We start from the raw sequence: 12,652 nt of genomic DNA on the forward strand, positions 1-12,652 counted from the left end.
GCGGGGCAAGCCCGCTCGCCACAGGGATAGTGTTCGCCCTTTCAGACAGATTCCCAAAGACCTTGAAAGGGCTGGCTGTAAGAGCGGAACCATAAGCCGCCATAACGCAACAACGGATATGCCCCCACAACTGTTGCCTGAACAACAGCAATCAAGCAGTTCATACACAATTACAACATGCCGCCCATCCTAAAATGTTTATATCTACATGATTCGTATAAAGAAAAATCCTGGCACGAGCTCTGCAATACCCCTGGCCAACCCCTTCCCCAGGTCGCCCAGCGGAGCCCCATATGCCCTCCACCCCCAACAAATTTTCCCGTTTAATCTATCTAAGCGCTGCACTGCTCCTGGGCCACGCGACCCTCTCTCAGGCCACTGAAGACACCACCACCGTCCCCTCACTCGCCGGCAAACGCATCGCCGTCAGCATGACCGGCACCAGTCACTATTTCGACATCAAAGCCTTCCAGGCCCAGGTCGACGAAATCAAACGCCTGGGTGGCACACCGATCACCCTCGACGCCGGGCGTAACGACAAAAACCTCGTCACCCAACTGCAAACCGTCGTCACCCAAAAGCCCGACGCCGTCATCCAGACCCTCGGCACCCTCAGCGTCATCGACCCCTGGCTCAAGCGCATCAGCAAGGCCGGCATCCCGCTGTTCACCATCGACGCCCCGTCGCAATACAGCCTCAACAACACCACCTCCGACAACGTCGCCACCGGCAAGGAACTGGCCGAGCAACTGATCAAGGACGCTGGCGGCAAAGGCAAGATCCTGGTGTTCAACGGCTTCTACGGCGTGCCCGTCTGCGCAATCCGCTACGACCAGTTAAAGCTCGCGCTCAAGGACCATCCGCAACTGGAAATCATCCAGCCCGAGCTGCGTGATGTGATCCCCAACACCGTGCAGGACGCCTATTCCCAAGTATCGGCCTTGCTCAACAAGTACCCGAAGGGCAGCGTCTCGGCGATCTGGTCGGCGTGGGATATTCCGCAGTTGGGCGCGAGCAAGGCGTTGATCGATGCCAAGCGCACCGAGATCAAAACCTACGGCGTCGATGGCACTCCGGAAGTGCTGGCGCTGCTCGGCCAGGCGGACTCGCCGGTTGGCGCGGTAGTGGCGCAGCAACCGGCGTTGATCGGCAAAACCGCCGTGCAGAACGTCGCACGCTACCTTGCCGGTCAGCGCGATTTGCCGAAGGAAACCCATGTGGCGACCTTGCTGACCACCGCCGCCAACCTGGCGCAGGTTCAGCAATTGCGGGGTGACTGATGACAGCGTTGCACCTGCAGCATCTGCACAAACGCTTTGGCGCCACACGGGCGCTGGATGACGCAAGCCTCAAGGTCGAGCGCGGCACCATTCACGGGCTGGTCGGTGAAAACGGCGCGGGCAAGTCGACCTTGATCAAAATTCTCGCCGGTATCCACAAGGCTGATGCCGGGCAGGTGAGTATCGACGGCCAGGCCTATGCCTCGCTGTCGCCGCGCCAGGTGGACGGGCTGGGGGTGCAGTTCATTCATCAGGAGCGTCTGTTGCCCGCCAGTTTCACCGTGGGCGAAGCGCTGTTTTTCGGGCATGAGTTGCGCCGTGGTCCCTTTGTGGATCGGCGCCGCCAACAGCGTGAAGCCGAGCGTTTGCTGGTGGAATATTTTGACCTGCAATTGCCTGCCGGCGCGCTGGTGAGCGAGCTGAACAGCGCCGAGCGCCAGGTGCTGCAAATCACTCGCGCGCTGATCCGCAAGCCGAAGATTCTGGTGTTCGACGAACCCAGCGTGGCGCTGGTCAAGCGTGAGGTCGACCAGTTGCTGCGCATCGTCAAACGCTTGCGCAGCGAGGGCTTGTCGATCCTTTACATCTCTCATTACCTGCAGGAAATCGACAGCCTGTGCGATGAAGTCACCGTGTTGCGCAATGGCCGGGATGTGGCGGTGGTGGAGCCTCGGCACACCTCCAGCGCCGAGATTGCGCGGCTGATGGTCAACCGTGAAGTGCAGGAGATGTACCCCAAGGCAGCAGTCGAACCTGGCGAACCGTTATTGCAGGTGCGCGGGCTGAGCCTGGCGCGGCGTTATCACGGCATTGACCTGGACGTGCGCCGCGGCGAAATCGTCGGCCTTACCGGGCTGGTCGGCTCGGGGGCCAAGGCATTATTCAAGACGCTGTTTGGCGTCGAAAAACCTGACAGCGGCAGCATTCATCTTGAAAGGCGTTTGTTGCGCCTGCGTTCTCCCGGCCAGGCGATTGCTGCGGGGATAGCACTGGTGCCGGAGGAGCGCCGCACACAAGGCATTTCTCCCGTTTTGTCGGTGCTGGAAAACCTCACACTCGCGGGGCTCTCCCGGTTCACGCGCTGGGGCGTGTTGAGCCGCCACAAGGAGCAGGCGGAAAGTGCCCGTTTGATCGAGGCGTTGGCTATCAAGGCGCCCGGTCCTCATGCCGCCGTCAGCCAGCTCAGTGGTGGCAACCAGCAGAAAGTCGCCCTGGGTAAATGGTTGAGCCGTCGCTCGGCCGTGTACCTGTTGGATGAGCCGTGTGTGGGTGTGGATGTCGGCGCCAAAGTAGAGATTTACCGCTTGATCGGGCGGCTGGTGGAGGAGGGCGCGGCGGTGCTGGTGCTGTCCTCGGACCTGCCGGAATTGCTGGGTATCAGTGATCGCATTGTGGTGCTGCATCGCGGAGAAATCGCCGGCGAGTTCCGCGCAGGCGAGGCTGACAGCGATCAGTTACTGGCCTGTGCCACGGGCGCCGCGCCTGTCTCGACGGCGCTTGTGCGGGAGGTTGAACATGCTTGAAGTCGCCCCGTCGGGGTTTTCGCAACGCCTGTGGGTGCTGGTGCTGCGCCGAGGTTCGGTGGGCGTATTCCTCGCGATCCTGTTGGGGTTTGCCATGACGGCGCCGAACTTTTTGTCGGTGGGTAACCTGGCGAATGTGTTCAGCCAGTCGGCCATCCTCGGCGTGCTGGCCTTCGGGCTGACGTGCGTGATGATTGGCGGCGGCTCAAACGTGGTCGCCGGTGGCCTCGACCTTTCGCTCGCGGCCAATCTCGGGCTGTGTGCCGCCGTGTTCAGCCGCCTCAACAATGCGGGCCTGGAGCTCTGGCTGACATTGCTGCTGACCTTGGGGTGTGGCCTGGCGGTGGGTTTGTTCAACGGGCTGGCCGTGGTGGTGCTGCGTTTGCCGCCGCTGCTGGCGACGCTGGCGAGCATGAATGTAGTGGCCGGTTTGGAGCTGGTGCTGACGGAAAATACCGTGGTGTCCACCGATTCGCCGGTGCTCGACCTGCTCAGCGGTGGCGCTTGGCTGGGCGTGCCCGCGTTGGCCTGGGTGCTGCTGGTGACGGCGGGGTTGCTGACCGTGTTGATCCAGCATTCGGCCTACGGGTTGCGCCTGCAAGCGGTGGGCGAGTACCCACAGGCAGCCGAGGCGGCGGGTTTGCGCGTGCCAGCCTACGTACTGTCGAGTTACCTGTTGGCCGGCCTGTGCGCGGCGGTGGCCGCGCTGTGTTCGGCGGCGTTTTTCAGCGGCAGCACCACCGGTTCCGGCGACATGTTGCTGTCGGTGGTGGCGATCGCTTTTTTGGGTGTGGTGTTTTCCCGGCGGCTGGTGGCAAGCATTCAGGGCACCTTGCTCGCGGCCTTGTTGATCGGTTTTCTGATCAATGGTTTTCAACTGCTTAACGTCTCGAGTTTCTGGGTCAACGGCGTGCAAGGCGTGTTGATCCTGTTGGTGGTCGCGGCTTCCAGCGCATTGAATAAAGGGGCGAGTTCATGAACCTGCGTGCCTTGCTGCCGCTGACGTTGCCTGTGGTGTTTGCTGTCATTGTGGTGCTGTTTGCCGTGCAGGCACCGGGGTTTTTGAGTGCCGGCAACCTCAAAAGCCTGGTACTGAATAACTTCGTATTGCTGGCGATTGTCGCCATCGGCATGACCTACGCGGTGGCGGCCGGTGGTATGGATTTGTCGGTGGGCACAGCGCTGGATTTCGCCAGTTTCAGCTTTGTGGTGCTGCTCAATGGCGGGCATGGCTGGGCCTTCGCTGCCACCGGCGCATTGGCCGCCGCGCTGCTGGTGGGCGCGGTGAATGCCGGGTTGATCGCCGGGCTGCGGATCAGCCCGTTTTTGGCGACCCTCGGCACTTTGTTTATTGGCACCAGCGCCCAGCAATTGCTCTCGGACGGCGGCCAGCCGATCTATATTAGCCAAGGCCTGGAGCCTGAGCTGGCCGGGCTGACGCCGTTGCTGATCGTAGTGGGTTTGGCGGTGTTTTACGGCCTGGCGTTGGCGCGCGGGCGCCTGGGCCGTGAACTGCTGGCCCAGGGCACGCAGCCGCTGTTGGCGTATTACTCGGGGTTGTCGGTGCGGCGCATTGTCACCGTCGTGGCATTGGCCACGGCCTTGGCGTGCGGCGTGGCCGGCGTGCTGCTCAGCGCAACTGTCAGCGCCTACGTGCCGCTGTCCGGCAACGCGTTTTTGCTGAACGCGATTGGTGCGGTCTTTATCGGCACCACCCTCAGCCGGCAAGGTCGCGCGAATATTCCCGGGACCTTGCTGGGCGTGCTGTTTATCAACGTGATTGCCAACGGCTTGCTGCTGATCGGCTGGAATTTCTATTGGCAGCAGGTGGCGACCGGCGTGCTGATTTTTGCGGTGCTGACCTTCAGTTTTGCCAGTCGCCGGGTGTTGGAGAGCGCTTGATCAAAACTGGTATTCGGCACCTGCTCCGGCGTACCACGAACGGCCCGGCGCGGCTTCGTAGTAACGCCCATTGCCGTCGCCGACGATCACCGAGCCGACGTACTGGCGGTCCAGCAAGTTATCCAGGCGCAGGGTCTGGTGGAAGGTCCAGTGCTCCACCTTCTGTTCGAAACGCGCGCGCCAGTTGAACACGCTGTAGCCGGGGGCGGCGTGTTGGGTGTTGGTGTCTTCGACGTAGACCTTGCTGCGGTACAGGCCTTCGAGGGCGGTGCTGACCCAGTCGCGGGGCTTCCAGTTGAGTTCGGCGAACAGCGTGGTTTGCGGGACGCCGGGGAGGTAGTTGCCCTTGTCGATTGGAGTGTTGCCGCCGCTGACGAAGTCGCTGTCATAGGTGGCTTGCAGGCGGGTGTAAGCGAGGTGGGTGCTCCACTGTTCGCTGAGTTGGCTTTCGACGCCCAGTTCAAAGCCGCGCCGTAACGTGCGGCCAGCGTTTTGGTAGGTGGTGCGACCGCCGCTGGATTGCTGCACCACCAACTCGTCTTCGGTGGTGATCTGGAACACGGCGGCGTTGAGGCGCGTGTCCTGGCCGAGCCTGGCCTTGAGCCCCACTTCATACTGTTTGCTGACTGACGGTTTGAGCGCAAAGTTAAAGCCGTTGACGGTGCTGGAATACGCCGATTCGGCCTGGGTCGGGGTTTCGAAGCCTTTGCCTGCACTTACATAGCCATGCAGGTCCGGCGTGAAGGCGTACATGACGCTGACCGACGGCGTGTTCTTCTGATACGTCTTGTTGCCGCTGTCGTTACCGTCGCTGAGGAAGTGGTCATCCACGTCCATCTTCATGGTGCTGTGGCGCAGGCCGGCCTGCAGAGTCCAGTCGCCCAGTAGCCAGTTGGCTTGTACGAACGGGTCGAGGCTGGTAGCGGTGTCGATTTCGTCGCGGCCCAGGGCGCCTTTGACACCGTGCACGCCGTTCAGGGTGTTGGAATAGCCTTGGCGATCATCACTGCTGCGGTCGTAGTCGAGGCCGGTGATCAGGGTCAGGTCGCCGGGAGCGCTGGTGATGGGTTGCAGCCAGTGAAGGGAGCCGCCGTAGAACGTGCGGTCGAAGTCCACCACGCCGCCGCGCTTGTCTGCTGGGCTGCCGCCTGGAATCGACAGATACTGAATCACGCTCCGTCGGCCCGTGTACGCATTCACCTGCAGCGTCGCATCGCCGAAATAACGCTCGTAATTCATCCCCAGTTGCTGATGATCGATGCTTTTTCGCGTGTTGTACGTCAGCGCAGCCGGAGCCACCGAGCGCGGGTCGGCCTTGTACGCCGCCCAGGTTTGCCCCAGCGGGTCCTGAGTGCCGTTCTGCTCCAGGCTGCTGTAGATCAGCGCCAACTTGCTGTCGTCGTCCGGCTGGACGTTGAGCTTGGCGAACGTCTGGTCGCGGCGGGCGCTGCTGTGGTCGCGGTAGCCGTCGGTGTCCATGCGCGAGGCGTCGAGCACAAAACCTGCGCCATTGGCCGAGCCTTCGGCGGTCAGGTGGTTCTTGTTCAAGCCATCACTGCCCACCAGCGTTTCAGCGCCGATGCGCGGCGGGCCTTCGCCGTCGCGGGAAAACATCTGGATCACCCCGCCAGCGTTGCTGCCGTACAACGTGGCCGCCGGGCCGCGCAGCACTTCGATGCGCTCGGCGGTGTCGAGGTTGAACGTGGCGGCCTGGCCCTGGCCGTCCGGGGTGCTGGCGGGGATGCCGTCGGCGATCAGCTTGATGCCGCGCACGCCAAACGCCGAGCGGGCGCCGAAGCCTCGGGAGGAGATCTGCAGGTCCTGGGCGTAATTCTGACGGTTTTGCACCACCAGGCCCGGCACGCGGGACAGGACCTCGGAGGCGTTGATGCCGAGTTGGCCGTCGCTGATTTGCTCATGGCTGATGCTGTCGACCGAGTAGGGCAGGTCGAAGGTCGGGCTGGCGCTGCGCGAACCGGTGACGACGCTGGGGTCGAGCGTCAACGTGGCCTCTTCGGCCAGGGCGTTACAGCTCAAGCCTAAGAGCATCAGGGCCAGAGGGGTGGTTGCGGATGTATTCATCGGGGAGCCGGATCAGAGGAACTGCGCGGGTGACAGGCGTCAACGCGGGGAAAAACCGAGTTTACCGGTTACTCCCGTTCTTTTGCCGAAAAAGAAGGTTCCTACTCTGTTTTGGGTACTTGGAAGCTGTGGGTGCCTGGTCAGGGTGTTAGGTTTGCGCCTTTCCCGTGAGGCGAGGCAACTATGAAAGTAACAAAAATGGCAGGCCTGCTGGCTTTGATGGGCGGTTTTCTGGTCATGGGCGGCTGCGGTACGGTGACCACGGTGTTTCGAGCGGACAACGCCACGGTTCAAAGCCTCAAGGCGAAAAAAACCTATTGTCAGTCTGTTCCGCGTGTCTACAGTGGCCTCGCCTATGACTTGTGCGTGCTGCATGCGCCGCCGAGTTCCGCAACCGGGGTGTCGTTGAACAGCGTGCCCTGGGCTTTCATTGATGTGCCTGTCTCCGGCGTTCTGGATACGCTCATCCTGCCTTACACGATCTACCGGCAAAACGTCGACGGCAGTATCGAACTTCGCTAGTCCTCGCGGCTAACAGCTTCCTGCTGCTTTTACGCTATAATCCCGCCCTTTAGCTGTTTCCTGCCCAGGCGGGAAGCACACTTTTTTCAGGCGCGACCCGCCTGCATGCAGACTAAAAGAGGCTAGACCCCTGTGGCATTGACGATTCTTGGCCTGTCCGGCGCCCTTAGCCATGATCCTTCCGCAGCCCTGTATATCGACGGCAAGCTGATCGCGGCCGCCGAAGAAGAGCGCTTCGTACGCGACAAACATGCAAAGAACCGCATGCCCTACGAATCGGCGAAGTTCTGCCTGGAACAGGCCGGTATCAAGCCTTCCGACGTTGACGTGGTGGCGATCCCGTTCGCCCCGATCAGCCTGTTCGGCGAGGCGCGCTGGCACTACGCCAAGCGTTACTGGTACGCCCCGGACCGCGCCCTCGACGCGATCCTGATGGGCAACCGTCGCTACAAGCGCTACCGCAACAAGATCGTCTGGTGCCTGGAGCAACTGGGCTTCGATCCGAAGAAAATCAAGATCGAACCGGTTGAACACCACCTGGCACACGCCTCCAGCGCTTACCACTGCTCGGGCTTCCAGGAAAAAACCGCGATCCTGGGCATCGACGGCAAGGGCGAGTACGCCACCACGTTCTTCGGCTACGGCGAAAACGGCAAGATCCACAAGATCAAGGAATTCTACGATCCGGACTCCCTCGGCGGCCTCTACGGCGCGATCACCGAGTTCCTCGGTTTCGAGATGCTCGACGGCGAGTTCAAGGTCATGGGCATGGCGCCGTACGGCGATGCCAGCAAATACGATTTCTCGCGCCTGGCCTCCTTTGAAAACGGCGAGCTGGTGATCAACACCGACTACGCCAACGTCATTGGCCTGCGCCGCTACAAAGAGAAGGGCAAGGGTTTCTACTTCTCGCCAAAACTGATCGAGTGGCTGGGCCCAAAACGCGAAGGCGACATCGCCGACGAGCCGTACATCCACTACGCGGCCAGCATGCAGGCGCTGTTCGAGAAGCTGGCGTTGCAGATGATCGACCATTACCTGGGCGACATCCTCAAAGACACCGGCAAGCTGGCCTTCGCTGGCGGTTGCGCGCTGAACGTGAAGCTGAACCAGAAAATCATCGCCCGTGACGACGTGAAGGAACTGTTCGTGCAGCCTGCGTCCGGTGATGCGGGTACTGCGGTGGGCGCGGCGGCCTATGTGTCCCACGCCCGTGGTGTGCCGGTGGAGAAGATGGAGCACGTCTACCTCGGCCCGTCCTACAGCAACGAAGACGTGATCGCCGCATGCGCCAAGCATGCGAGCAAGCCCAAGTGGCGCCAGATCGAAAACATGCCCAAGCGCATCGCCAAAATCATGGTCGACGGCAACCCGGTGGCCTGGTTCCAGGGCCGCATGGAGTTTGGCCCGCGTGCCCTCGGCGGTCGTTCGATCATCGGTTGCCCGAGCGCCACCGGCGTGGCTGACCGCATCAACCACCAGATCAAGTTCCGCGAGCGCTGGAGGCCTTTCTGCCCGTCGATGCTCGACACCGTGGCCCCGCTGATGATCAAGGTCGATCACCCGGCGCCGTTCATGACCTTCACTTTTGAAGTGTCTGAAGAGTGGAAAACCCGTGTGCCGGAAGTGGTCCATGAAGATGGCACCTCCCGCGCCCAGGTGCTCAAGCGCGAATACAACCCGCGCTACTACGACATGATGAAAGAGCTGGAAGTGCTGACCGGCAACGGCGTGTCGCTGAACACCTCGCTCAACCGTCGTGGTGAAGCGATGATCTGCTCGCCAACCGACGCGCTGAACATGTTTTTCGGCTCGGACCTCGAGTACCTGATCATGGAAGACATCCTGGTCGTCAAAGACGGCGTGGACCCTTATGACACGGTCGGCTGAACGTCACGTCCTGCAGTTCTGCCACGGCTATGACGGGCCGTTTCTGGATTGCGCGCGACAGTACGCGAGCCTGTTCGCAGGCTCCGGCTACAAGGTGACGACGGTGTTTCTCACCGGGGTCGCCGACCCCGATGTCGCCGCCGGTTGTGCCAGTGATGAAGTGTTGTTCATGGAATTCAGCTCCAAGGCCATTCGTGGCCTGAAGCTGGGTGCCATCCGTGAGCTGCGCAAGATTGCCGCATCGCGCAATTTCAGTTTTTGCATCGCTCACCGCTTCAAGCCGATCTATATCGCACTGCTGGGTACGCGCCTGCCGGTGATCGGTGTGCATCACGCATTTGGTGACTACAAGCGCGGCACCCGCAAACTGTTCGCGTCGATTTTTCGCAAGCGCCTGAGCCTGCTCGGTGTGTCTGATGCGGTGCGCGATGACATGCGTCGCTGCCTGCCGGCTTGGCCTGCGGCGCGCATCCAGACCTTGTATAACCGCATCGACGTTGAGGCCATGCAAGCGCTGCAAGTGCCGGCCGAAGCTGCGCGCGACGCCTTGGGGTTGTCGCCGGATGAATGGGTGGTCGGTAACGTCGGCCGCCTGCACCCGGACAAGGACCAAGCCACGCTGATCAAGGGCTTTGCCCGTGCATTGGCGCATTTGCCGGCGCAGAGTCGCCTGGCGATCCTCGGCACCGGGCGCCTGGAAAAGGACCTCAAGGCCCTGGCCCGCGAGCTGGATATTGCCGACCGCGTGCTGTTCCTTGGCCAAGTGCCGGACGCGCGCCGGTATTTCCGTGCGTTCGATGTGTTTGCGTTGAGTTCCGACCATGAACCGTTTGGCATGGTGTTGCTCGAAGCCATGGCCGCTGGCGTGCCGCTGCTGGCCACCTCCTGCGGTGGCGCCCGGGAAGTGGTTGACGGTGTGGGGATCCTGTTTCCCTTCGGCGATGCCGACCACCTGGGCCAAGGGCTTCGGCACCTGGCGGCGATGGACCGTCAACAGCACCAGCAATGTGCCGAAATGATGCTGGAGCGCCTGCACGCGCGGTTCTCGGATCAGGCGGTACGCGCGACGTTCTGGCAGTTGCCTCACGTCATCGAACTGACCGCGAGGGCTTGATGCTCAATCGATTCCAAGGCTGGCGCGAGCGTGGCTGGTCCGTCGTTGATGCCTGCACCTACAGCGCTGCCTGGCAGCGTTTTGGTGGCAGTGTGGCGACCCATCCGCAGGTGGTTGAGCGGCTGGCCGGGCTGGCTGAAATCCCCGTGCGCTATCTGGCGTGGGAGCAGGGCGGCGAACTTAAGGCGAGCATCGCCACCTGGGGCCAGGATCTGGCTTTGTCCAAGGACGTGCTCAAGCGTCAGGGCAAGAAAGGCTTGTTTGACCTGGGCAATGCCGAGCTGATCCTGCCCGCCGCTGCCGACGCCCAGGTTCCGCTGCGCCATCGCGGCCGTTACTTGTCGGCGCTGAATGAAGGCCGGTTTGCCGGTATCAAGCTGCAGGCCGAACAGTTGGCCATGGCGCGCAGCCCTGAAGAGCTGTCGAAAAAATTTCGCTACAACCAGCGCCGTGAGCTGCGTCTGCTCGAGGAAGCCGGTGGCGTGGTGCGTACGGTGCAGGAATTTTCCAGCGCTGAGCTGGCGGCGATCTACTGCGATCTGTTCCAGCGCCGCTGGGGTTTTGCCGCCACCGGCGCCGAGCACATGGCGCAGGTCATCGAGTTATTGCGCGAATGGCTGATCGGTTCGGTGATTTTCCTTAACGATGCGCCGATTGCCATCCAGTTGGTGTACCGCGTTGAAGCGCCGCAGTGGGTCAGCGTTGAGTACATCAACGGCGGTGTTGACCCCGAAACGCGCGCGTTCAGCCCAGGCAGCGTGCTGAGTTTCCTCAACACACAAAGTGCCTGGGAACAGGCGCGGGCAGTCGGCAAGCCGCTGCGGTTTTCGTTTGGCCGCGCCGACCGTGAATACAAGGACCGTTGGTGCAACCCCGTGCCGGTATTCAAAACATGAGTGAGTCCGTGAGCCGCAAGCAGGCGCTGCTAAAGCGTCATCGCCGCCATAAACGCATCAGCCTGCTGGTTGGGTTGTTGCTGTTGGTGGCCGTGGGTGTGCTCGTGGCCTGGTGGTTGCCGCTGGTGCTGGCGGTGCTGGCCTGGGTGGCGCATGAAGCGTGGTTTGCCGATCACCTTTTCTACTCGCCCAAAGACGACTATCAGTATCAATTTGCGGCGGACACCGAGCAGCCTGAAGTCAGCCTGGAGCAGGGTCGCCTGGTGCTCAGCCAGCCTTTAAAGCTGGCCGGCGATGAAACGCTGATCCTGGCGCTGCGCCTCAAGAGCAATTGGCTGGGCCGCTTTATCGATCCGTTCATTGCCTTGCCCGACGGTGACCGTCAGGTGTTCGAGCGCGGCGTGAATGGCTTGCGCTACCTGAACCTGACCGGCCAAGCGCAAGCGCTTCTCGATGGGCAGTTGCTGCTGCGCAGTCGCTTCTGCCGCGTGCAGGGCTCGCCGGTTTTATCAGTCTTCCGCCAACCCGACGTGCGCCGGCAGCGGGTGATGGTGATTGCCCCCCACGCCGACGACGCCGAGTTGGCAGCCTTTGGTCTCTACTGCCAGGCGACGCAACCCTGGGTCGTGACGTTGACGGCTGGCGAAATTGAAGCCGAACACTATCAGCACATGGGCCTGAACAAGCCTGCGGCGGCGCGGCTCAAGGGCCGCTTGCGTGCCTGGGACAGCATTGCCGTGCCGCGTTGGGCCGGGGTGGCGCAGGAGCATTGCGTGCAGTTGGGGTATTTTTGCCTGCAGCTGGCGGCGATGAAGGCCGAGCCTGACCGGGCGGTAGCGTCCCGGGAAGCCGACCTGGATGATATTCGTGTGTTTCGCCAGTTCAACCCGTTCACGTTGCCTGCCGATGCTGACGGTCGACCGACCTGGAACAACCTGCTGGCTGATCTTCGCGCGGTGCTGTTGATGGCGCGTCCGGAGGTTATCGTGCTGCCTCATGCGGTGCTGGATCCGCACCCTGACCATATCTGCGCTCAGCAAGCCGTGTTGGAAGCATTGCAGGGGCTCGAATGGCAGCCGACCACGTTGCTGGGTTACGCCAACCATTTGCATGACAATGACCGCTGGCCGATGGGCGATTCGGGCGCTGGTATCGCTTTGCCGCCATGCTTTGATTCAACGTACACTTTGCAGCCTTATTGCCTGCCGGTATCTCAAGAGCAGCAGTGTGACAAGGCGATGTCGCTTGGCATGATGCATGACTTGCAGCCGAGGATGCCGTTCAAACGGCGCGTTCGGCGTGTCATTCAGCGCCTGTTGGCAGGCAGAGCCGTCTCGCCCTGGGGAGAGAACGAGTTCTTCCGCAAAGCCATCCGGCGCCATGAGCTTTTTTGGTTCATCAATCATAAGTAACGTAACGTGATGGAGCGAAGAGCGCTCCCGC

The 12,652-nt window shown here is 61.8% G+C and carries 10 protein-coding genes; 9 read left to right on the plus strand and 1 reads right to left on the minus strand.

All coding sequences use genetic code 11. The features are described from left to right. Positions 1 to 293: 293 nt before the first annotated feature. From Q7C20_RS18900 to Q7C20_RS18915, 4 genes are read left to right on the plus strand one after another with little or no spacing between them, the layout of a single operon-like run. Positions 294 to 1,280 carry a sugar ABC transporter substrate-binding protein gene (locus Q7C20_RS18900; protein WP_375069424.1) on the plus strand — a complete coding sequence of 329 codons (987 nt, stop codon included), beginning with the start codon at positions 294 to 296 and terminating at the stop codon, positions 1,278 to 1,280. Further along, entirely contained in the window at positions 1,280 to 2,803 is a 1,524-nt protein-coding gene (locus Q7C20_RS18905; protein ID WP_375069426.1) for a sugar ABC transporter ATP-binding protein, read from the plus strand. Before Q7C20_RS18900 ends, Q7C20_RS18905 begins: the two co-directional genes overlap by 1 nt. After that, a complete protein-coding gene (locus Q7C20_RS18910) occupies positions 2,790 to 3,782 on the plus strand; it encodes an ABC transporter permease (RefSeq protein ID WP_375069428.1) in 993 nt (330 codons plus the stop codon). Before Q7C20_RS18905 ends, Q7C20_RS18910 begins: the two co-directional genes overlap by 14 nt. Further along, positions 3,779 to 4,705 carry an ABC transporter permease gene (locus Q7C20_RS18915; RefSeq protein WP_375069430.1) on the plus strand — a complete coding sequence of 309 codons (927 nt, stop codon included), beginning with the start codon at positions 3,779 to 3,781 and terminating at the stop codon, positions 4,703 to 4,705. The genes Q7C20_RS18910 and Q7C20_RS18915 overlap by 4 nt, the downstream gene beginning before the upstream one ends. Here Q7C20_RS18915 and Q7C20_RS18920 read toward each other — a convergent pair whose 3' ends face one another. Next, a complete protein-coding gene (locus Q7C20_RS18920; protein ID WP_375069432.1) occupies positions 4,706 to 6,787 on the minus strand; it encodes a TonB-dependent receptor family protein in 2,082 nt (693 codons plus the stop codon). A 183-nt stretch (positions 6,788 to 6,970) separates the two neighbouring features. On the opposite strand from Q7C20_RS18920, the gene Q7C20_RS18925 reads away from it, so the two are divergent. The 5 genes from Q7C20_RS18925 to Q7C20_RS18945 all read left to right on the plus strand — a co-directional run bounded on the left by Q7C20_RS18925 (position 6,971) and on the right by Q7C20_RS18945 (position 12,621). After that, entirely contained in the window at positions 6,971 to 7,309 is a 339-nt protein-coding gene (locus tag Q7C20_RS18925) for a YceK/YidQ family lipoprotein (RefSeq protein WP_375069434.1), read from the plus strand. A gap of 132 nt (positions 7,310 to 7,441) precedes the next feature. After that, a complete protein-coding gene (locus Q7C20_RS18930; RefSeq protein ID WP_375069436.1) occupies positions 7,442 to 9,199 on the plus strand; it encodes a carbamoyltransferase in 1,758 nt (585 codons plus the stop codon). After that, positions 9,183 to 10,313: a glycosyltransferase gene (locus Q7C20_RS18935; protein WP_375069438.1), complete on the plus strand. Its 1,131-nt coding sequence runs from the start codon at positions 9,183 to 9,185 to the stop codon at positions 10,311 to 10,313. Before Q7C20_RS18930 ends, Q7C20_RS18935 begins: the two co-directional genes overlap by 17 nt. Beyond that, positions 10,313 to 11,209, plus strand: coding sequence for an antimicrobial resistance protein Mig-14 (locus Q7C20_RS18940; protein ID WP_375069439.1), 897 nt, complete (start codon positions 10,313 to 10,315; stop codon positions 11,207 to 11,209). The genes Q7C20_RS18935 and Q7C20_RS18940 overlap by 1 nt, the downstream gene beginning before the upstream one ends. Further along, positions 11,206 to 12,621: a PIG-L deacetylase family protein gene (locus Q7C20_RS18945; protein ID WP_375069441.1), complete on the plus strand. Its 1,416-nt coding sequence runs from the start codon at positions 11,206 to 11,208 to the stop codon at positions 12,619 to 12,621. Before Q7C20_RS18940 ends, Q7C20_RS18945 begins: the two co-directional genes overlap by 4 nt. Positions 12,622 to 12,652: the final 31 nt, after the last annotated feature.

Source organism: Pseudomonas sp. AMR01 (genome assembly GCF_041946035.1).
Classification (GTDB): Bacteria; Pseudomonadota; Gammaproteobacteria; order Pseudomonadales; family Pseudomonadaceae; genus Aquipseudomonas; species Aquipseudomonas antarctica_B.

Excerpts from the sequence above, each read along its gene's own strand:
- Q7C20_RS18900 (WP_375069424.1), top strand. The coding sequence starts at position 294 with ATGCCCTCCACCCCCAACAAATTTTCCCGTTTAATCTATCTAAGCGCT.
- Q7C20_RS18905 (WP_375069426.1), top strand. The coding sequence starts at position 1,280 with ATGACAGCGTTGCACCTGCAGCATCTGCACAAACGCTTTGGCGCCACA.
- Q7C20_RS18915 (WP_375069430.1), top strand. The coding sequence starts at position 3,779 with ATGAACCTGCGTGCCTTGCTGCCGCTGACGTTGCCTGTGGTGTTTGCT.
- Q7C20_RS18920 (WP_375069432.1), bottom strand. The coding sequence starts at position 6,787 with ATGAATACATCCGCAACCACCCCTCTGGCCCTGATGCTCTTAGGCTTG.
- Q7C20_RS18925 (WP_375069434.1), top strand. The coding sequence starts at position 6,971 with ATGAAAGTAACAAAAATGGCAGGCCTGCTGGCTTTGATGGGCGGTTTT.
- Q7C20_RS18935 (WP_375069438.1), top strand. The coding sequence starts at position 9,183 with ATGACACGGTCGGCTGAACGTCACGTCCTGCAGTTCTGCCACGGCTAT.
- Q7C20_RS18940 (WP_375069439.1), top strand. The coding sequence starts at position 10,313 with ATGCTCAATCGATTCCAAGGCTGGCGCGAGCGTGGCTGGTCCGTCGTT.
- Q7C20_RS18945 (WP_375069441.1), top strand. The coding sequence starts at position 11,206 with ATGAGTGAGTCCGTGAGCCGCAAGCAGGCGCTGCTAAAGCGTCATCGC.